Here is a 16,420-nt window from a genome sequence, read left to right on the forward strand (position 1 = left end):
ACCACCGTTGTCATCACCGATCACGTCCACACACTTGCCACCCGGACCCGTGACCGTCCCCGACGCCGCCGGAATCGAACCACCGCCGCCCCCGCCACCGCCGGTGAACGGACTCAGGATGATGCTCGCCGAGCGAGGATCGCCGTCGTTGACGAGCGACTCGAAGTTGCCGACGTCGTCGAACGGGAATGCGTACGCCTTGCCGTCCACCATGTTCGCGTGAATGATCTTGGCGTACTGGTTGGTCGGGCTGTTCTGGTAGAACTGCGCCGCATTGGTGCTCGGCTGGGTGTCGACCGTGCCGAGCGTGCCCCGGTTGAGCGCGGCGCACAGCGTACGCGCGATCGGGCCGACGACGAGATCGTTGGGAGCGTTGAGATTCCCCGCGCAGCCCCACACATCGGCGCTGGAAGGCCGGTTGAACGAGGCGACCTGACCGCCCGACGAGTTGGTGAAGGTCATCACCGTCCCACTTGTACGCCCGAAGTACTTCGTGTTCGGCTGATCGGCGAACGGGACGACGGTCAGCGTCTTCGAGGCGTACGCACCCCAGGCGGAGGCGATGTAGCTGTCGAGATAGGTCGCGCTGAACAGCCCCGCACCGGCCGCCTTGCCCGGGGAGAGCACGCGCAACACCGTCCCGTCGGAGCGGGTGTAGACGGTGTTGGCCCAGCCGGACTGCGCCCGCACGCCGTTGATCACCGCGTCGCGTCCGTTCGCCACCAGGTCACCCGTACGCTTCGTGACCCCCGAGCTGCCGGTCACGGTGACCGCGTGCGGGACGGCGAACATGTCGACCTGAGAGCTGTTGAGCCAGAGCCCGGCATCGTTGTAGGTGAACTCGCTCCAGTCGAACAGGATGTTCTGGTTGGCGTCACCGGCCGCCCAGGGCGCGGGCTGGACGAGCCCGTCCGGAGTGAGGAAGAACTGCAGCTTCTGGCCGAACGAGAAGTAGACGCGGCCGGAGAAGCCGCGCGGGAACCGGATCGTGGTGCTGCCGCCGTTGCCCGGCCCGCCGATGGAGACGTCGGGGGCGGGGCTGGGCGGAAGCTGACCGCCACTCCAGGCGGTGAAGGTGCCGCCGGAGTTGACGTAGCCGAGGCGGCCGGACGACAGCTGTACGCCGATCACGTAGAGATAGGTGGCGTCGCCGCGCCCGGTGCTGTTGGTGACCGTGACCGGGAGAAGGTCGGGCCCGACGGCTTGGGCCGGCCCGGCCGAGGCGACCAAGGTCAGGGGAAGAGCGAGAGCGGTCGCCGCGAATGCACCGGCGACCTTGGTCCAGGTACGCATAAAGCCCTCTCAATCTAGGACGACAGAGCAGAGAGCGCTCTCAGACACCTCGCAGGGGGACGGACACGAGGAGGAGAGCGCTCTCAGGCTAGAACCGGGCGTACCGAGACGTCAATAGACTGTTAGCGATCCTTACTGTGCTGGTGCCGACCGCTGTCAATCGATCAGGGCCTGGCGGAGTCGATCAGGGTGCCCGGGACGCGACACGCCGGTCGAGAAAGACCATAGGTTCATGATCAACGGGACAGGGGCGAAGGGCATGACAAGTGTCATGGGGAAGCCGTGACAACGAGCAGATCGCGGGAAGCCGCCCGCGAAATACCGTGCGGAGCATGACGAACACCGTTGTGACGGCCGGCTCGGTGGTGACCGCTCCGGCGGTACGCCTGACCGGCCTCGTGAAGCGGTACGGCAGCACGGTCGCGGTCGGCGGGGTGGACCTCGAGATCGCGACGGGGGAGGTGCTGGCGCTGCTGGGCCCCAACGGCGCGGGCAAGTCCACGACCATCGACATGATGCTGGGGCTGATCGCGCCCGACGCCGGGCAGGCCCGGTTGTTCGGCCGGAGCCCCCGGGAAGCGGTGGTCGCCGGGCAGGTCGGAGCCATGCTGCAGACCGGGGCGCTGCGGGACGGGCTGACCGTCGGCGAGACCGTCGCCGAGATCGCGGCGCTGCACCGGCAGCCGGGACGTGTCCCGGAGGTGCTGGCCGAGACCGGGCTCACCGAACTGGCCAAACGCAAGTGCGCCAAGCTTTCCGGGGGCGAGAGGCAACGCGTACGCTTCGCGATCGCGCTGATTTCCCGGCCTGAGCTGATCGTGCTGGACGAACCGACGGCCGGCATGGACGTCGAGGCGCGGCGCGAATTCTGGGCGTCGATGCGCGCCTACAGCGACACCGGGCGCACCGTCGTCTTCGCCACGCACTACTTGGAAGAGGCGCAGTCGTTCGCCGACCGCGTGGTGCTGCTGCGGCAGGGGCGGGTCATCGCCGACGGGACCGTGGCGCAGATCCGGGCGGCCGCGAGCGGGCGCACGATTCAGGCGGTCGTCCCGAACGCGACTCTCGAGGAGCTCCGGCGGCTGCCCGGGGTCGACCACGCCGAAGTACGCGAGGACCGGGTGACCTTGCGGTGCGGTGACTCCGACACCGCTCTGCGTACGCTGCTCGACCGGTATCGGGACGCGCATGACGTCGAGGTGACCGCCGCCGGACTCGAAGACGCGTTCATCACATTGACGGAGAGCGATCCGGAGGAGAACCGATGAATGTGCGTTATCTGGCGTTGGAAGCCCGCGCGGTGATGCGCGACATCAGGTTCCTCGTCTTCACCGTGGCCATGCCCGCCGTGCTCTTCCTCGTCTTCGACGGCCTCTTCGGCGGTCAGGCGTTCGCCGACGGCACCCAGGCGTCGCCCGCGCTGATGGTCAGCATGGCCGGGTACGGCGCGATGGGCGCGGCGTTGTCGACCGGGCTCACCATCGCCGCCGAGCGGGGAAGCGGCTGGCTGCGGCAGTTGCGTCTCACACCCCTGAGCGGTTCGGGCTATCTGACGGCGAAGACGACACTGTCGATGCTGGTCGCGCTGCCATCGGTGCTGCTCGTCTCGACGCTGGGCGCGACGGTCGGCGGGGTCAGCCTCACCGGCTCACAGTGGCTGGTGGTGACGCTCGGGCTGTGGATCGCCGTGCTGCCGTTCGGCGTACTGGGCGTCGCGCTCGGTCAACTGTCCACATCGTCCAATGCACAGGCGATGAGCGGTGCGCTGATGAGCGTACTGGGACTCACGGGCGGCATGTGGATTCCGGCCGAGATCGTGCCCGGGTGGATGCGCCACGTCATGCAGGCGACGCCGAGTTTCTGGTTGCGGGAGTTCGGACTGTCCGCTTTCAGTCCGGTCGCTTCGCGTACCACTGGATTGTTGGTCTTGGCAGGCTGGACCCTCGCGGCCGGACTCGTCGCGATCACCCGCTTCCGGGCGGACGTCGCGCGGGCCTGACCATTACCGTGGGCTCGTGCGAGAGATGGGGCTGGGCGTGGGCCGGCGGTGGGGCATCGCGATCGGGGTGTTCTTCACCGTCATGCTGGGGCCGGTCGCGGTCGACACCTGGCACGCGCCGCCGGGTCCGCGCCGCGTCACCGCGCTGGTGCTGCTGGTCGCCTACGCCATCGCCTACCTGGTCGCGCCGACGGCGATGTGGTCGCGCGGCCTCGCGGCCAAGCTCACGGCCGTGGCGGGACTCCTGGTCCTGGCCACCGGTTACGTCACGGTCCGTGGGCTCCCCTGGTTGCCGATCATCGGGTACGCCTTCGCGGTGGCAGCGGTGCTCCTGCCGATCCGCTGGGCGGCCGGGGTCGCCGCAGTGGTGCTCACTGGCGCGGCGATCGCGACCGTCGCCGTCCCGAACACCCCGTGGGAGTCGTGGACGACGCTGCTCATCATCGTCGTGGACCTGCTCCTCGTCGGGATGTTGATGACCTCGAACAAGGCGCTCTTCCAGGCTCGCCACGAGCTGGCCGCGCGGGCGGTCTCCGACGAGCGCACCCGAGTCGCCCGGGATCTGCACGATGTGCTCGGGCATACGCTGACCACGTTGACGGTCAAATCGGCGCTGGCTCAGCGGCTGATCGGCACGGATCAGGCGGACCGGGCGTCGAACGAGCTCGCCGACCTCGAACAGCTTTCGCGGCAGGCTCTCGTCGAGCTGCGGGCGACCGTTTCCGGCTATCGCCAGGTGTCCTTGGACGCCGAGCTCGCCGGGGCGCGGATCGCTTTGGAGGCCGGGCAGATCGGCGTACGCGTCACCGGGGATCCGGCCGCAGTGCCCGCTCAGCTGCGGGAGCCGTTGGCGTACGTGGTGCGGGAGGGCGTCACCAACGTCTTGCGTCACAGCGCCGCCACCAGCTGCGAGATCCTTTTGTTTGCGGACGCGGTCGAGATCCTGGACGACGGTCGAGGCGGCGACGCCACGCCCGGCAATGGGCTGACCGGACTGCGGCAACGGCTGGCTCCGGTCGGTGGTTTCCTGACCGCTGGACCGGTCGACTCCGGCGGCTTCCGGCTTCGTGCCTCTTTCGCGGCGGGTACGTCATGATCAGGGTGCTGCTCGCCGACGATCAGGCGCTCGTCCGGGGCGCATTGGCCGCCATGCTCAACCTCGAAGCCGACCTCTCGGTGGTCGCCGAGGTCAGCCAGGCCTCCGAGATCTTGGGTACGGCTCGGGCGGTGCATCCCGACGTCGCGCTCATCGACGTGCAGATGCCCGGCGTCGACGGCCTGACCGCCGCTGCCGAGCTGCATCGGCTGCTTCCCGCGATCCGGATCGTCATCTGCACGACCTTCGGCCGTCCCGGCTACCTCGCCCGGGCCATGGCGGCCGGCGCTTCCGCCTTCGTCGTCAAGGACGCGCCACCGGCGTACCTGGTCGACACCATCCGCCGCGTCCACTCCGGACTCCGCGTCGTCGACCCCGGCCTGGCCGCCGAATCGCTGGCCAGCGGCGCGAGTACGCTCACACCGCGCGAACGCGACGTGCTCAGCGCCGCCGCGACCGGGGCGACCGTCGGCGACATCGCCCGGCAGCTGCACCTGTCCGCCGGGACCGTACGCAATCACCTGTCCGCCGCCATCGGCAAGACCGGGGCTCGGACGTCCGCCGAGGCCGCCCGGATCGCCGACTCCAACGGCTGGCTCTGATTTTGGCTGCAGATCACGGTTATGCCTGCTTCCCGGGGCCTTTTTAGGCTGCGTAACCCCGATCTGCAGGCATCGGGAGGCGGGCGGCGAGAGCGTGGAGGACCGGCAGCGGGTCGGTCGACTCCTCGTTGGCCAGGATCGCGATGCTCGCCCGGAGCTCGGGGAACCACACGGACAGCGTCTGGAAGCCGGGGTTGTCCCCCGGATGCAGGTACGCCCGCCGGCCGTCGACCGTTCCGGCGTACAACCCGTATCCATAGGACTCGGTGGTGATGCCGTCCTCGTCGGTCACCATCGGGACGTGGCCCGCGGCGAGGTCGCGTACGCCTTGCAGGTCGGACGTGTGCAGCCGGGTGACGAAGTCGGCCAGTCCGGCGGCGGTGGCCCAGACGTCCCGGGTGCCGGGCAGACCGGTGAGATCGTTGGTGGGCACGGGACGGCCGTCGCGGTGGCCCTCGGCGATCGGCCGGTCGGCGGGCGGCTCTCCGGCCGTGATCGCCGTCGCGCCCAGGACGGCGAAGACTTCGTGGTTCAGATGGTCCGCATAGGACTGTCCGGTCGCGAGTTCGAGGATGCGCCCGGCCAAAGCGTACCCGGGACTGCTGTAGTGCCAGGCGGAACCGGGCTCGGCGATCAGCGGCGCGCGTTCGATGAGCTCCAGCCGCTCCGCGACTGGCAGCGTGACGTCGATGTCGAACCCCGGTACGCCCGGCTGCCAATGCCCGACGCCCGCGGTGTGACTGAGCAGGTGATGCAGAGTGACCCGCCGATCCAGGGCGGGCAGCCAAGTACTGGCCGGGACATGGAGGTCGAGCCCGGCACGGAGGATCGCAGCGGCGCAGATGTGCTTGCCGACCGACGCCAGCCGGTACCAGGTCGTCGCTGTTTCGGCGGTTTCGAAGACGACGGCCCCGTCCACTGTGATCGCGGCCGCGCCCCGGAGGTCACTGATGCTCACTCCGATGATCATGCCGTGGGACGGGCTTCCCCGCTGACCCAGTCGTCGCCTTCTCGCCGGATCACGCAGTCCCAGCCCCGATCACGCAACCGCGCGGACAACTCCGCCGGGTCGACGAAGTGCTTCACCACGCGGAAGGTTCGACCGTCCGTCAGCCGTCGCTCGACGATGCCATCGTCGACATAGGACTCCTTCGGGCGTTCCGCCACGTGCTCGTCGATGAACAAGACTCGGCCGCCGTCGGCGAGCATGCGGCGCAGGGCCGCCCAGAAGCCGTCGAACCGCTCCGGTGGAACGTGCGACAACCAGGCGGAGAAGAAGATCACGTCGAACTGCGTACCCGGCTCCCATTGGAAGACGTCGGCGGCCACGAAGGTCACGTTTCCGCGGCCGACCCGGCCACGGGCGATGGACAACGCCTCGGGCGCAGTGTCGAGGGCGGTCAGCGAATCGGCGTACGCGGCGAGGGCCTCGGTCCAAAGCCCGGTGCCGCAGGCGATCTCCAGTACGCGGCCGGTGACCCGCAGGTCGCCGACGATCCGCGCGATACGGGGACGCGCCGCCTCGACATCGCCGTACGCCGTCGCGTCGTACTCGGCCGCCCGGTGCCGGTAGTAGTCGACCTGCTCGGCCAGAACGTCATCGGTCATCCCGCCATGGTCACACGGCAAGCCGACTAGGCATGCAGGCCGCCAGGGCCGGATTGGCCCTTGGCCTCGCTTGTCGCCTGCGCCACAGTCAGGACATGCAGGTAGCCGTGGTCACCTTCGACGGGTTCAACGAACTCGACAGCTTCATCGCCTCTGCACTGATCAACCGCTGCCGCAAGCGGGGACTGGAAGCCTTCATCACGACCCCGACACCTGTGGTCACCTCGATGAACGGGGTGGAGGTGACCGGCCAGCGGCCGATGGAGTTCGTGACCGACGCCGACGTGGTGCTGATCGGCAGCGGCATCAAGACCCGCGACGTCGTCGCCGACGACCGGCTCATCTCCCGCCTGCCGCTCGACCCGGCCCGACAGCTGATCGGCTCCCAGTGCTCCGGCGCGCTGGTGCTCGCCCGGCTCGGTCTCCTCGGCGACATGCCCGCCTGCACCGACCTGATCAGCCGCCCGTTCGTCGAGGCCTGCGGCGTCACCGTGCTCGACGTCCCGTTCCACGCCGAGGGCAACATCGCGACGGCGGGCGGGTGCCTCGCCTCGCAGTACCTCGCGACGTGGGTGATCGACCGGCTGCTCGGCGAGGACGCCGTCCGCGACGTCATCGGGTATGTGGCTCCCGTCGGCGAGAACGAGGAGACCGTCGAGCGAGCGTTCCGCGCCGTCCGTCAGCCGGTTCAGACGCCGTAAAGGCCGGTGACCGTCTCGTCGTCAAGCGTGCTCGGGTCGAGGCTCCAGGCCGCGGCTACCTGCATCACGTCGCCCTCAGCGGGCGTCGTGGCGAACCACGCGTCCGCATCCTCGTCCGACCAGTCCGCGGAGTCCGGGATCGGGCCGAGCACGCCCTTTCCAATGCGGACTTCGTCCGCCGTGGCATCTCCCACAAACAGCGGAATCTCACCTTGCTCGCCCACGTAGCAATAGGCCCGAAGCACCTCGCCCTCCCGGGCCAACGCCCAGGCGTGATACTCCACCGTTCGCTCGCTCGCGAAGAACTGGACCTCGCCCAGGCTGCGGCTCAGATCTCCCAGCCATTCGACGAAACCTTGGTCGTACGCGCTCAGGGGCAGGTCGAGCCGGCTGTGTGCGATCGTCCAGCCCGGTATCGGTGAGGCCACATAGACTCCCTCGCTGTACGCGAGGTCGACGCCGGTCACCCAGTCCATCGTCCGCCGTTGTCGCAAGCCGAGAGCGTCGGCGACCTCCTCGACGGTCCGCCCGCGAACCGCCAGCCATGACGTCTTGAACCCGAAGCCCATGGTCAGGCCGCCAGGGGATCGCCGGCCACCGACCGGAGGTGGGCGCCGATGGCGCGCGCCCGCTGTGCCCCGGCGGAGGTGTTCGCCTCCAGCGCGGACGCCAGCGCCTCCAGTTGGTACGGCGGCAGCAGGTCCAGGCCGTTGCCCCGCAGCGGGATCTTCAGCGTCTTGCCGGTGCCGGGATCGGTCACGACCAGCGCGGGCAGCCGGATGATCGTCCGATGGTCGTGTACGCCGTGCTGGTGGTGCTGGGTGTAGTTCACTCCGCCCATGCTCACCTCGGCGGTCGCGAGGTCGGCCCGCCGGGTGAGCAGAGCACCCCGCTTCGCGACGACCGTGCCGGTGAGCCAAGCGCCGTGCCGCCAGGTGTAGACCAGCAGGTAGAGGCCACCGACGATGAACGGGATCCCGAGGAACGCCATGGCCGTGGCGACGAACTTGAAGAAGTCGAACGGCGCTGACACGTCCGGCATGTCCGGCGTCTCGAAGCCGGGCTCGTCCGGAAAGACGGGGTTGCCGCCGAACGGGTCGTCGGCGGTCGAGGACATCCAGTCCGCCATCGAGCCGATGCCGAGCGCGACGGCGGCGAAGAACGTCGATCCGATGATCAGGACGAGCGCGCCGGCGGTGGCGATCGCCTTCGCCGCGCCGCTCATGCCGATCGACAGGGGTACCCGGATGCTGGTGGGCTGCATGACGCGGCACGATACAACACCGTGACCAGGCGTGTTGTCCCTCTTCGCCACGGAGATCAACTCAGTCGTCGAGGTGCCGTTCCCCGCGAGTCGATCAGGCCCGTGGGGAATCGATCAGCGGCGCGGGGGCGCGACACGCCGGTCGACAACGACCGTTAGAGCCTGTTGGCAAAGCGCCCGACAATTTGGCGGATCGCGCGCAGATGATCGTCGGCTTCCGGTGTTCTTGGCGGAGATCAACGGAGAAAATGTGGGGTTATGGCACCGCGAATCTTCCGCTGATCATGGCCGCCCATGATCAGGGTCAATTCTGCGTCGCAATCGCAGCCCAGAATTGACCATGATCATGGGACTCGGACAATTCGGCAACGGGCGAACCCGGCGCCCCGTGGTATGCGCCAGAAGGCCGCAGACCGCCGGTATTTGATCATCAGTTCTGGCCCGAAATCGCAGACCACGGGCACGTGATCTTGACGCACCCGGAACCCATTTACCAACAGGCTCTTGGTTCATGGTCGCGCGGAAAGGGCGGTGGTCGCGGGGAAGGGCGGTGCGCGGAAAGCGGGGTGAGAGCGCGGAAAGGGCGAGAGGGGTCGCGTAGCCTTTCGGGGATGACGGAGCGACGCGCCATTCTCAGCGGTTCGACCTTCGAGGAGCAGATCGGCTATGCCCGTGCCGTCGTCCTCGGCGACTCGATCTACGTGTCCGGGACGACGGGGTTCGACTACTCCGCCATGACCATTTCGGACGACGTGGTGGAACAGGCTGAGCAGTGCCTGCGCAACATCGGGGCGGCACTGGCCGAGGCGGGCGGGTCGTTCGCCGACGTGGTGCGCGTACGCTATCTGCTGCCCGATCCGGCCGATTTCGAGCCCTGCTGGCCGACCCTGCGGCGGTGTTTCGGCGAGGTACGCCCGGTCGCGACGATGATGGTGTGTGGCCTGGCCGACCCGCGCATGAAGATCGAGATCGAAGTCGACGCCCGCCTCCGATAGGCACAGCACAGCCTCGTCCCCGGCCCAGCCGACCCACCAGGCCGGGGACGAGTGTTCAGGGCAGCCCGGCCAGGGCGTCGCGCAGGCCACGGGCGGCGCTGACGAACTGGCTGCCGCCGCCGCGATCGGCCACCTCGGCTAACCCGTCGACGTGATCTCGGCGGCTGAGCGTACGCGTGCATCGTTCGGCGAGCTGGAGGATGTCGGTCGTGCCGACCCGGGGTTTCGGCGTACTGAGCAACGCGGGCAGGGCTCCGACGCAGATCGCCCAGACCGTTTCGACCGCGCCTGCTTCGGCGGCGTCCCGCAGGACTCCGGCCGCCCGGCTGAGCACCAGAGAACCCGGAGCTGCGCAGTCACCGAGGTGCCGTCCGGTCGCCCGCCAGTCCACCCCGCTTCCGAAGGCGAGTAACGCATCGACGGCGGCCACCCGGTCGGTGGCCTCGGGCGCGCACATGCCGTAGACGAGGGCGAGCTGCGTCGCCGGACCGGTCGGCCCGTGGTTCTCGGCGAGCAGCGGCAGGATCTGCCCGGTCTCGCTGCCGGTGTTGCGTTCGGCGGCCATGGCGAGCGACGGCAGCGCCCAGGCGGCGACGACCTCCCGGTGCGAGGGCAGGGCTCCCGTCCAGATCTGCGTAGTGGAACCGGGAACCCAGGGCGATCCCTGCGGCTTCTTGTCCCGGCGCAATTTGAACAGCGCAGCTTCGACGGCGTTCGCCTTCGCCGGCGGCTCCATCGTGACCGCCACCCGCCGGTCCGGCAGCAATCCGTACCACGGATAACGGCCGCCCCCGCCTTCTTGGGCGTACGCCGTGACGAGAGGATCGGCATGTCCATTGTGAAGGACAGCGGTGAACGCCTGACCGGCGGGGCTGGCGAGGCGCTCGGCCCGGCGGCGTACGCCGTCCCCGGGGTCGGTGCGGGGCAGGCGCAGCAGGGCTTGGTCGAGGTCGATGCGCCAGGGTTGCCAGCCTTCTCGTTCGGCCTGTTCCAGGCGGCCGAGCAGAACCTCGGCGTCGAGGTGGCCGTTGCGATGCGTGGGGGTGGCGACCAGCCGGGGAACGGGACTACGGCGGAGGTAGCGCTCGATCGTGGCGAGCCGGATCTCCAGCAGCACCGAAGGCGAGCGCTCGGGATCGGCGAGCGGCCGGGCGAGCGCGTGATCGGCGCGCAGATCGGCGAAGGCCTCCTTGAGCCACATCGACCGCGACTCGGGTGGCCGCACGACATCGCACAGCATGCGGCCGAGCGCTGCCCAGTAGCCACGGGCCCGCTCGTGTCCCAGCCGGTGGCGATCGGTGAGGAGCGGGCTGACCGCATCGGCCAGCGCGCGGTGGTCACGGGTGTACTGCTCGACGATCGCGGCGAGGACCCGTTCCAGCGAGACGATCGAGCGGTCGCCACCCAGGATCGCCGTGAGCTCCTCGGCGATCTCGGCCGGGCTGGCGAGCGGCGGCGGCATCTCCGGCACCGGCAGCGCGATCAGGGGCGCGCTGGGCAGCAGGTCCGGCTCCGCCGGCAGGTCCAGCGACGCGAGCAACTCCGTGCGCCGGTCGGGGTGCCGCTTGGCCGCTGTGCGTACCCATGTGATCTGGGTCTTGATGAGGCCCTTTTCCTTGCGCCGCAAGATGATCGCGGTGAGTTCGAGCAGGGTGTCGGTTTCGAGCAGACCGGCCTCGTGCGCGTGGCGGAGGCTGCGCTGCGCGAGCCCCGCGACGGTCCCGAGCGTGGCGTCGGCGAGGCCGAGGTAGTCGGCGGTCCTGGCCCCGATCTCCGCCGGGGTCACCTTGAGCTCGTCGTGCAGGGCCACGAACGGCCGCAGATCGCCGGGGCGCCCGCCGCGCAGCAGCCGGGCCAGACATCCGTCGACGAGCATCGCGCGAACCTCGGGGTCGTCTTCGGCGAGTCGTAGCAGGGCGGTGTTGAAACCCTTGCCGTGGAACGTGAACTCCAGCTCGCGGCCCATCGTGTCGTCCTCGAAGAGCATCGGCAGCAGCGCGGCGTAGGGGCCGGTGGTGATGGCTTCGGCCGGGTCCGGCTGTGCTCGAACCCAGGCGATCCAGCCGCGAGTGAAGCCCGCGGTGACGGGTGGCTCGATTCCGGCCAGCCCGGCGATGCCGTCGACCAGCTGCCATTCCGCTACATTGGACAGATCCGAGCGCGTCGACCACAGGCTCGCCAGCTCGCCGAGCCACGGCAAGTCCCGTGCCGCCAGCAGGTCCAGCGCGAGCTGCCGGGGAATGCTCCCGCGCCGCCACCGCAAGCCGCCGCGATTCAGCGCCGGCATCGCGCGTTTCGCGGTGGGGGCACAGCCGAGGAACACCAGGCCGGCTACCGCCTCATAGCCGCCGCGCCAATCGCTCAGTTCTTCTCTCGTGTACGCCACGGCGGCGGGGAACGCCGCTTTGCGTTCCTTCTCCGACAACGTCATGAGGTACGCGTACGCGAGTTCGGGGGAGCGTTTGTCGATCGCTCGGGCGAGCTCGGCTGGAAGCTCCTTCGTCATGCGGCGACCTCTTCCAGCGCGCCGACGCTGATGAGTGCCGCCAACTGGTGCTTGCACGGTCCCCGACCGCCCCGGTACTTGCCCCACCACTGGCAGGTGCAGCCGACCGGGCGGCCGTCGACGAGGCGTACCTGGTAGGTGGTCTCGCCGCTGACCACCTCGGCCCGGTCGGCGAACGGGCGGACGGCACCGGCGTCGACCAGCGCGCGAGCACCGGCCAGGCGAGGATTGAGCCGAGCGGCGGCGTCGGTGCCGAACGGCATCACGCGGTGGAAGTACGCACCCTCCGTCACGTCGAACCCGACTCGTCCCGCCGTGCCGAGCAGGGTCAGCGCTGCGCGTACGCGCTCGGGCGGGAGGTTGCAGGCGGCGGTGAGGCCGTCGACGTCGATGACCGGATCCCAGGCCAGCATCGCGCTGACCAGGTCGGCGTCGTCGGCGGTCTGGTCGTCGGCCAGCTGGGTGAGCACGGCTCCCTCGCCGGAGAAGCCGCGCGAGATCTCCGGCGACAGCGTCAGCAGCAGGCGTACGGTCGGCGTCTCCAGCAGCCAGGCGCTGGACAGCGGGGGACTGCCCGGTCCGGCGGGCGGTCCGAAGACGGTCAGCGAAGTGGCGTGCCGGAGCAGCCCGCGGAGCGTGGCGAGCCGCGCGCCACCGGAAACGCAGACGGCACCGGCGACCGGACGGGAGGTGAGCCGGAGCGAGCGTCCGGCCGGAACGACCCACAACGCCTTGCGGTCGTTGGGCAGCCGGCGTAGGAAGTCGGCGGCCTCAGCCGCCCCGATCGAGGCGCGCGGCTCCATCCCGGCGGCGATGACGGCCACTTCGGCGAAGCCGCGCAGCCAGCGACCGGGCAAGGGCACCTTCCGCTCGACCAGCGTGCCATCCATTGTGGAGACCGCCAGCTCGTCCGGCCCGACCGCGAGGTGCAGCGGATCGAGACCGGAGATCCGGCTCAGGCTCAACCGCAACGGATTGTTGACGTCCACATTGGTCGTGCCGTGGTCGGGCGTGCGGCCGTCGAGCCCGGCGGGCAGGACGTCCATCCGCGCGTACACCCCGCAGCAGCCGCTGAACGACTCGAACCGCAGCATGTCGCGGCTGCCCGTGACGACCGGGTCCAGGCTCGCTCGCGAGGTCGGCTGGTAATACCGCGTTCGGGCCACGTCGGCGACTGCGAGCAGCCCGAGCGCCACCGGCTGCGGCGTGGTCACGAAGCCTTCGAAGAACCGCGGATTCGCCGCTTGACCGCCGGAGGTCTGCAGGTCGAGACCACCGTCGGACAGGGCTGACGGCCGGGCGTACGCGTAGCTCGCAACGGACATGCGGGGAAGATAGCCGACCCCGCCGACAATCTTGCGTCCGTCGCGCGTACGTAGCTCGTCCGTCGGCTGTCCGTCCTAGTAGGACTGAAGCTCCATCAGCGCGCCGTCCGGCGTACGCAGATGCGCCGTACGCAGATTCGGCCCCCACTGCGGGCGGTCGGCCGGTGGTGCGACGACGGTTGCTCCGTGCTCGAGGCACGCCTTGGTCCCGGCGTCCACGTCGGCGACGCGGCAGACGAGCATGACCGCGTTCTGCGCCCCGGCCGGGACGTCGACACCGACGGCGGCCGCCATCAACTTGGCGTCGAACATCGAGAGCAGGCCCTCGCCGTTGACGTCCCAACTCGCGTACGGGCCGGTCGGTCCACCGGCGGCGAGTTCGGCCCCGGCCAGTTCCGGCAGCACGGCCGCATAGAAGGCGTACGCCGCCGCGAAGTCGGTGACCAGCAGACGGGGGTGCAACGCGTCCATCACTTCTCCCAGGATTCGTAGGTGCGGACCCACTATAGGTCATGCCCTACTATTGACGCCATGGAGAAGCCGCCGACCCTTCTGGGCATCGACGCATATCTGTTGTCGCAGATCGGTAAAGCCGGGCGCAATCGGGTCGCCGATCGGCTGGCCGCGCGCGGGCTGCGGCTGTGGCACTTCGCGGTGCTGGCCGCGCTCGCCGACTTCGGCCCGCATTCGCAGCGGGACCTGAGCGTCCGGTTGACCGTCGACGTCAGCGACATGGCGAAGGTGCTCGATCAGCTCACGGCGGACGACCGGATCGATCGCGTACGCGACTCGGCGGATCGGCGGCGGATGCTGGTCAGCCTCACCGACCAGGGACGGGAGCTGCTCGAAGAGCTTAGGCGCGACGCCGCCGAGGTGGACCGCGAACTGCTGTCGGCGTTGACGGCGGCGGAGCGCAAGCAGCTGCATGCGCTGCTGCTCAAGGTGTCTCGAACTTAGCCGGCTACCAGCGGTTGTGGGACTCTTCGGCCCAGCCGACCAACCCGTCGAGGCTGACCCGGCTTCCGTCGTCGGCCAGCGCCCAACCGGTGAACGTGCCGAAGCACTGGTGCGTCTCGTTCGCCACGACGGCCAGGTTCGTCTTGGCGACCTTCTCGTGGAACGGGCGGAACTCCGCGCGTACGTGGTCGCCGGTGATCTGCCACGGGCGCAGCCAGTCGGACCGGTCGTAGGTCCAGCGCAGCTCCTCGCCGATCTTGTGCAGACGGCCGTCGACGAACACGGCGTTCTCGGTCATGCCGGTGCCGTCCGTCCACTTGCCACCGAGCTGGATCGCCCGGCCCTCGGCCGCGCCGGCCGCCCAGTTCCAGGTGATCGAATAGGGCCACTTGCCTCGTCCGTGGTCGAGGACCGTGAACGCGCCCGCGCCGATCTCGTGCGTACGCCCGTGCAGGGTCAGCGTTCCCGTCACCGGCCGGCCGAGATCCTTGACGGTGTACTGGAAGCGCCGGTCGCTCCAGGGCACGACGACACCCAGCGACTCGTGGCCCTCGGGGATGGGGATGTCGACGTCGAGGCGTACGTCGCGGGCGGTCGCGTGGATCGTCGTGCCGTCCGGCTGCTGGGTGATCGCGATCGACAGCCCGCCGCCGCGGGCCGAGACCGGACCTTCGCCGCTTCTCGGCGGCATGACCACACCCCGGGCCAGCGGGACGACGGCCTCGGTGCCGGTCTCCCGGCCGGTCGCCCGATCCAGCACATACACACTGTGTACGCCCGCGTAGTCGATCGACGAGGCGACCAGTCCGATGATGTGCTCCGGCGTGACGATGCCCCAATACTCCCAGCGCTTCGCCCGGCCCCAGCCCCGCAGATTCGCCGTATGCAGCGGCCGCCGAGTCCATCCCACGGCGGCCCGGTTGAGCCGTCCGTCCGGCAGGCACAGGTCGACCGGCGCGGTCAGCTCGGGCTCGTGCGTCATGCGCGCAGGATAGCGCCCGATGATCTAGGGCCGTGGCTTCGGCGTCAGCCGGCGAGGATGCGCTGCTTCTGCTGCTCGAACTCGGCGTCGGTGAGCACACCTTGCGCCTTCAGCTCGCCCAGCGTCTTCAGCTGCTCCAGTTTGTCGGGCTGTGCCGCCGGAGCGGCCGGAGCCGCCTGCTGCGGTTGCGCGGCCGCCTGCTGAGCGTACTGCTGTTGTTGCTGCTGTTCCTGTGCGGCCCAACGACCGGCCTGGCGGCGTGACACGCGGTTGGACACGGCGGTTGCCGTTCCGGCGACGACCGCCGTACGCGCGACTCCTCGAAGCAGTCCCATGATGTCTCCTCAGGTAGTGATTCTGCGGATCAGGCGGCGGATTCGGCTGCGGCGAGCAGGGCCTGGATCTGGATTCGGCCGGACGCCACCATCTGCGCGCCGCCCCGGCGCCAGGCCATGGCCAGCGGCGCGGCCCAGGTGTTCTCGTAGACGATGATCCCGGCCGAGTTCCCGGGTTCGATGACGTCAGCCGCTTCTCGCATGTCGTCGTCACCGAGCAGACCCGAGGACGCGCCCTCGAACACCGCGAACTCGGCGGCCCCCTCGGCGTCGAGGTCCTCGATCTTCACCGCGCTGATCGTGCCGTCGGCGTCCTTGCGGATGAAGGCCAGGTCGAGGATGCGGATGACGCCGCGTTCGACGAGATCCAGCAGCAGCGGTATGCCTTCGCCGGTCATCTGGTTGCCGGGGAACTCGACCACCAGGTAGTCGACAGGTCCCATGGTCTCGACGTCCATAACTCCGCTCCTTCGCCGCTGCTTCGACGCTGCGCGCCGTTCGCTTCAACCCAGCCAGGATAGGTCCGCTTGAGGCGGATAAGAGGGGGTTTCGCGGCACCCAACAGCGGATTCTCAAGATCATGGTTCAATTCCGCGTCGTGACAGCGACCCAGAAATGACATGATCATGAAAACCCTGGCGGTCGATGTATTGCGCGAGGCGTGCAAATTCTGCCAGCGAATCATCGAGATATTGCAAAGATGTATCGACAACGCTACGGTCCCTGTGACAGCGCCCGCCCCATGCGCTCACGTCAC

Annotated in this window: 18 protein-coding genes; 7 read left to right on the plus strand and 11 right to left on the minus strand. The window is 69.2% G+C overall.

Going from position 1 to position 16,420, the window contains the following annotated elements; translation table 11 throughout:
* The coding region (locus HOV77_RS03160) for a beta-1,3-glucanase family protein (protein ID WP_290857273.1) at window positions 1-1,293 on the minus strand (1,293 nt) is incomplete at its 3' end.
* Between the two features lie 332 nt (window positions 1,294-1,625).
* Between HOV77_RS03160 and HOV77_RS03165 the strand changes: the two genes are divergently transcribed.
* Genes HOV77_RS03165 through HOV77_RS03180 form a run of 4 tightly spaced genes read left to right on the plus strand, consistent with a single transcriptional unit; the run spans window position 1,626 to window position 4,990 of the window.
* Entirely contained in the window at window positions 1,626-2,561 is a 936-nt protein-coding gene (locus tag HOV77_RS03165; protein ID WP_290857279.1) for an ABC transporter ATP-binding protein, read from the plus strand.
* Window positions 2,558-3,292: an ABC transporter permease gene (locus tag HOV77_RS03170; RefSeq protein WP_290857281.1), complete on the plus strand. Its 735-nt coding sequence runs from the start codon at window positions 2,558-2,560 to the stop codon at window positions 3,290-3,292. The genes HOV77_RS03165 and HOV77_RS03170 overlap by 4 nt, the downstream gene beginning before the upstream one ends.
* A gap of 25 nt (window positions 3,293-3,317) precedes the next feature.
* Complete coding sequence (locus HOV77_RS03175; RefSeq protein ID WP_290857346.1) at window positions 3,318-4,388, plus strand: sensor histidine kinase; 1,071 nt, start codon at window positions 3,318-3,320, stop codon at window positions 4,386-4,388.
* On the plus strand, window positions 4,385-4,990 hold the full coding sequence (locus HOV77_RS03180) for a response regulator transcription factor (protein WP_290857283.1): 606 nt from the start codon (window positions 4,385-4,387) through the stop codon (window positions 4,988-4,990). Before HOV77_RS03175 ends, HOV77_RS03180 begins: the two co-directional genes overlap by 4 nt.
* Window positions 4,991-5,033: 43 nt before the next feature.
* Here the strand turns inward: HOV77_RS03180 and HOV77_RS03185 are convergent, their stop codons facing one another.
* Window positions 5,034-5,948, minus strand: a complete 915-nt coding sequence (locus HOV77_RS03185; protein WP_290857285.1) for a serine hydrolase domain-containing protein — start codon at window positions 5,946-5,948, stop codon at window positions 5,034-5,036.
* An 8-nt stretch (window positions 5,949-5,956) separates the two neighbouring features.
* Window positions 5,957-6,598: a class I SAM-dependent methyltransferase gene (locus HOV77_RS03190; protein ID WP_290857287.1), complete on the minus strand. Its 642-nt coding sequence runs from the start codon at window positions 6,596-6,598 to the stop codon at window positions 5,957-5,959.
* Window positions 6,599-6,693: 95 nt separating this feature from the next.
* On the opposite strand from HOV77_RS03190, the gene HOV77_RS03195 reads away from it, so the two are divergent.
* Window positions 6,694-7,299, plus strand: a complete 606-nt coding sequence (locus HOV77_RS03195; RefSeq protein WP_290857290.1) for an AraC family transcriptional regulator — start codon at window positions 6,694-6,696, stop codon at window positions 7,297-7,299.
* On the opposite strand, the gene HOV77_RS03200 is transcribed toward HOV77_RS03195, so the two are convergent.
* Both HOV77_RS03200 and HOV77_RS03205 read right to left on the minus strand, forming a co-directional pair.
* Entirely contained in the window at window positions 7,287-7,766 is a 480-nt protein-coding gene (locus tag HOV77_RS03200; protein WP_290857292.1) for a hypothetical protein, read from the minus strand. The two genes, HOV77_RS03195 and HOV77_RS03200, sit on opposite strands and share 13 nt — an antisense overlap.
* A gap of 104 nt (window positions 7,767-7,870) precedes the next feature.
* On the minus strand, window positions 7,871-8,563 hold the full coding sequence (locus HOV77_RS03205; RefSeq protein WP_290857294.1) for a hypothetical protein: 693 nt from the start codon (window positions 8,561-8,563) through the stop codon (window positions 7,871-7,873).
* A 611-nt stretch (window positions 8,564-9,174) separates the two neighbouring features.
* On the opposite strand from HOV77_RS03205, the gene HOV77_RS03210 reads away from it, so the two are divergent.
* Window positions 9,175-9,558 carry a RidA family protein gene (locus HOV77_RS03210; RefSeq protein ID WP_290857302.1) on the plus strand — a complete coding sequence of 128 codons (384 nt, stop codon included), beginning with the start codon at window positions 9,175-9,177 and terminating at the stop codon, window positions 9,556-9,558.
* Between the two features lie 55 nt (window positions 9,559-9,613).
* Here the strand turns inward: HOV77_RS03210 and HOV77_RS03215 are convergent, their stop codons facing one another.
* From HOV77_RS03215 to HOV77_RS03225, 3 genes are all read right to left on the minus strand, one after another.
* Complete coding sequence (locus tag HOV77_RS03215; RefSeq protein WP_290857307.1) at window positions 9,614-12,064, minus strand: hypothetical protein; 2,451 nt, start codon at window positions 12,062-12,064, stop codon at window positions 9,614-9,616.
* A complete protein-coding gene (locus HOV77_RS03220) occupies window positions 12,061-13,389 on the minus strand; it encodes an SWIM zinc finger family protein (RefSeq protein WP_290857309.1) in 1,329 nt (442 codons plus the stop codon). The genes HOV77_RS03215 and HOV77_RS03220 overlap by 4 nt, the downstream gene beginning before the upstream one ends.
* A 75-nt stretch (window positions 13,390-13,464) precedes the next feature.
* Window positions 13,465-13,860, minus strand: a complete 396-nt coding sequence (locus HOV77_RS03225; protein WP_290857311.1) for a VOC family protein — start codon at window positions 13,858-13,860, stop codon at window positions 13,465-13,467.
* 60 nt (window positions 13,861-13,920) lie between these two features.
* Here HOV77_RS03225 and HOV77_RS03230 point away from each other — a divergent pair, with 60 nt between their 5' ends.
* On the plus strand, window positions 13,921-14,346 hold the full coding sequence (locus HOV77_RS03230; RefSeq protein WP_290857313.1) for a MarR family transcriptional regulator: 426 nt from the start codon (window positions 13,921-13,923) through the stop codon (window positions 14,344-14,346).
* A 4-nt stretch (window positions 14,347-14,350) separates the two neighbouring features.
* Here the strand turns inward: HOV77_RS03230 and HOV77_RS03235 are convergent, their stop codons facing one another.
* Genes HOV77_RS03235 through HOV77_RS03245 form a run of 3 tightly spaced genes read right to left on the minus strand, consistent with a single transcriptional unit; the run spans window position 14,351 to window position 16,121 of the window.
* Complete coding sequence (locus HOV77_RS03235; protein ID WP_290857315.1) at window positions 14,351-15,328, minus strand: DUF2804 domain-containing protein; 978 nt, start codon at window positions 15,326-15,328, stop codon at window positions 14,351-14,353.
* A 44-nt stretch (window positions 15,329-15,372) separates the two neighbouring features.
* Entirely contained in the window at window positions 15,373-15,663 is a 291-nt protein-coding gene (locus HOV77_RS03240; RefSeq protein WP_290857317.1) for an SHOCT domain-containing protein, read from the minus strand.
* A 29-nt stretch (window positions 15,664-15,692) separates the two neighbouring features.
* Window positions 15,693-16,121: a DUF6325 family protein gene (locus tag HOV77_RS03245; protein ID WP_290857319.1), complete on the minus strand. Its 429-nt coding sequence runs from the start codon at window positions 16,119-16,121 to the stop codon at window positions 15,693-15,695.
* Window positions 16,122-16,420 lie beyond the last annotated feature (299 nt).

Source organism: Hamadaea sp. (assembly GCF_013362815.1).
GTDB lineage: Bacteria > Actinomycetota > Actinomycetes > Mycobacteriales > Micromonosporaceae > Hamadaea.

What these genes read in the sequence shown, in the direction of transcription:
- HOV77_RS03180 (WP_290857283.1), top strand. Translation starts at nt 4,385, where the DNA reads ATGATCAGGGTGCTGCTCGCCGACGATCAGGCGCTCGTCCGGGGCGCA.
- HOV77_RS03225 (WP_290857311.1), bottom strand. Translation starts at nt 13,860, where the DNA reads ATGGACGCGTTGCACCCCCGTCTGCTGGTCACCGACTTCGCGGCGGCG.
- HOV77_RS03235 (WP_290857315.1), bottom strand. Translation starts at nt 15,328, where the DNA reads ATGACGCACGAGCCCGAGCTGACCGCGCCGGTCGACCTGTGCCTGCCG.
- HOV77_RS03170 (WP_290857281.1), top strand. Translation starts at nt 2,558, where the DNA reads ATGAATGTGCGTTATCTGGCGTTGGAAGCCCGCGCGGTGATGCGCGAC.
- HOV77_RS03165 (WP_290857279.1), top strand. Translation starts at nt 1,626, where the DNA reads ATGACGAACACCGTTGTGACGGCCGGCTCGGTGGTGACCGCTCCGGCG.
- HOV77_RS03220 (WP_290857309.1), bottom strand. Translation starts at nt 13,389, where the DNA reads ATGTCCGTTGCGAGCTACGCGTACGCCCGGCCGTCAGCCCTGTCCGAC.
- HOV77_RS03215 (WP_290857307.1), bottom strand. Translation starts at nt 12,064, where the DNA reads ATGACGAAGGAGCTTCCAGCCGAGCTCGCCCGAGCGATCGACAAACGC.
- HOV77_RS03245 (WP_290857319.1), bottom strand. Translation starts at nt 16,121, where the DNA reads ATGGACGTCGAGACCATGGGACCTGTCGACTACCTGGTGGTCGAGTTC.
- HOV77_RS03210 (WP_290857302.1), top strand. Translation starts at nt 9,175, where the DNA reads ATGACGGAGCGACGCGCCATTCTCAGCGGTTCGACCTTCGAGGAGCAG.
- HOV77_RS03175 (WP_290857346.1), top strand. Translation starts at nt 3,318, where the DNA reads ATGGGGCTGGGCGTGGGCCGGCGGTGGGGCATCGCGATCGGGGTGTTC.
- HOV77_RS03205 (WP_290857294.1), bottom strand. Translation starts at nt 8,563, where the DNA reads ATGCAGCCCACCAGCATCCGGGTACCCCTGTCGATCGGCATGAGCGGC.
- HOV77_RS03190 (WP_290857287.1), bottom strand. Translation starts at nt 6,598, where the DNA reads ATGACCGATGACGTTCTGGCCGAGCAGGTCGACTACTACCGGCACCGG.
- HOV77_RS03195 (WP_290857290.1), top strand. Translation starts at nt 6,694, where the DNA reads ATGCAGGTAGCCGTGGTCACCTTCGACGGGTTCAACGAACTCGACAGC.
- HOV77_RS03230 (WP_290857313.1), top strand. Translation starts at nt 13,921, where the DNA reads ATGGAGAAGCCGCCGACCCTTCTGGGCATCGACGCATATCTGTTGTCG.
- HOV77_RS03240 (WP_290857317.1), bottom strand. Translation starts at nt 15,663, where the DNA reads ATGGGACTGCTTCGAGGAGTCGCGCGTACGGCGGTCGTCGCCGGAACG.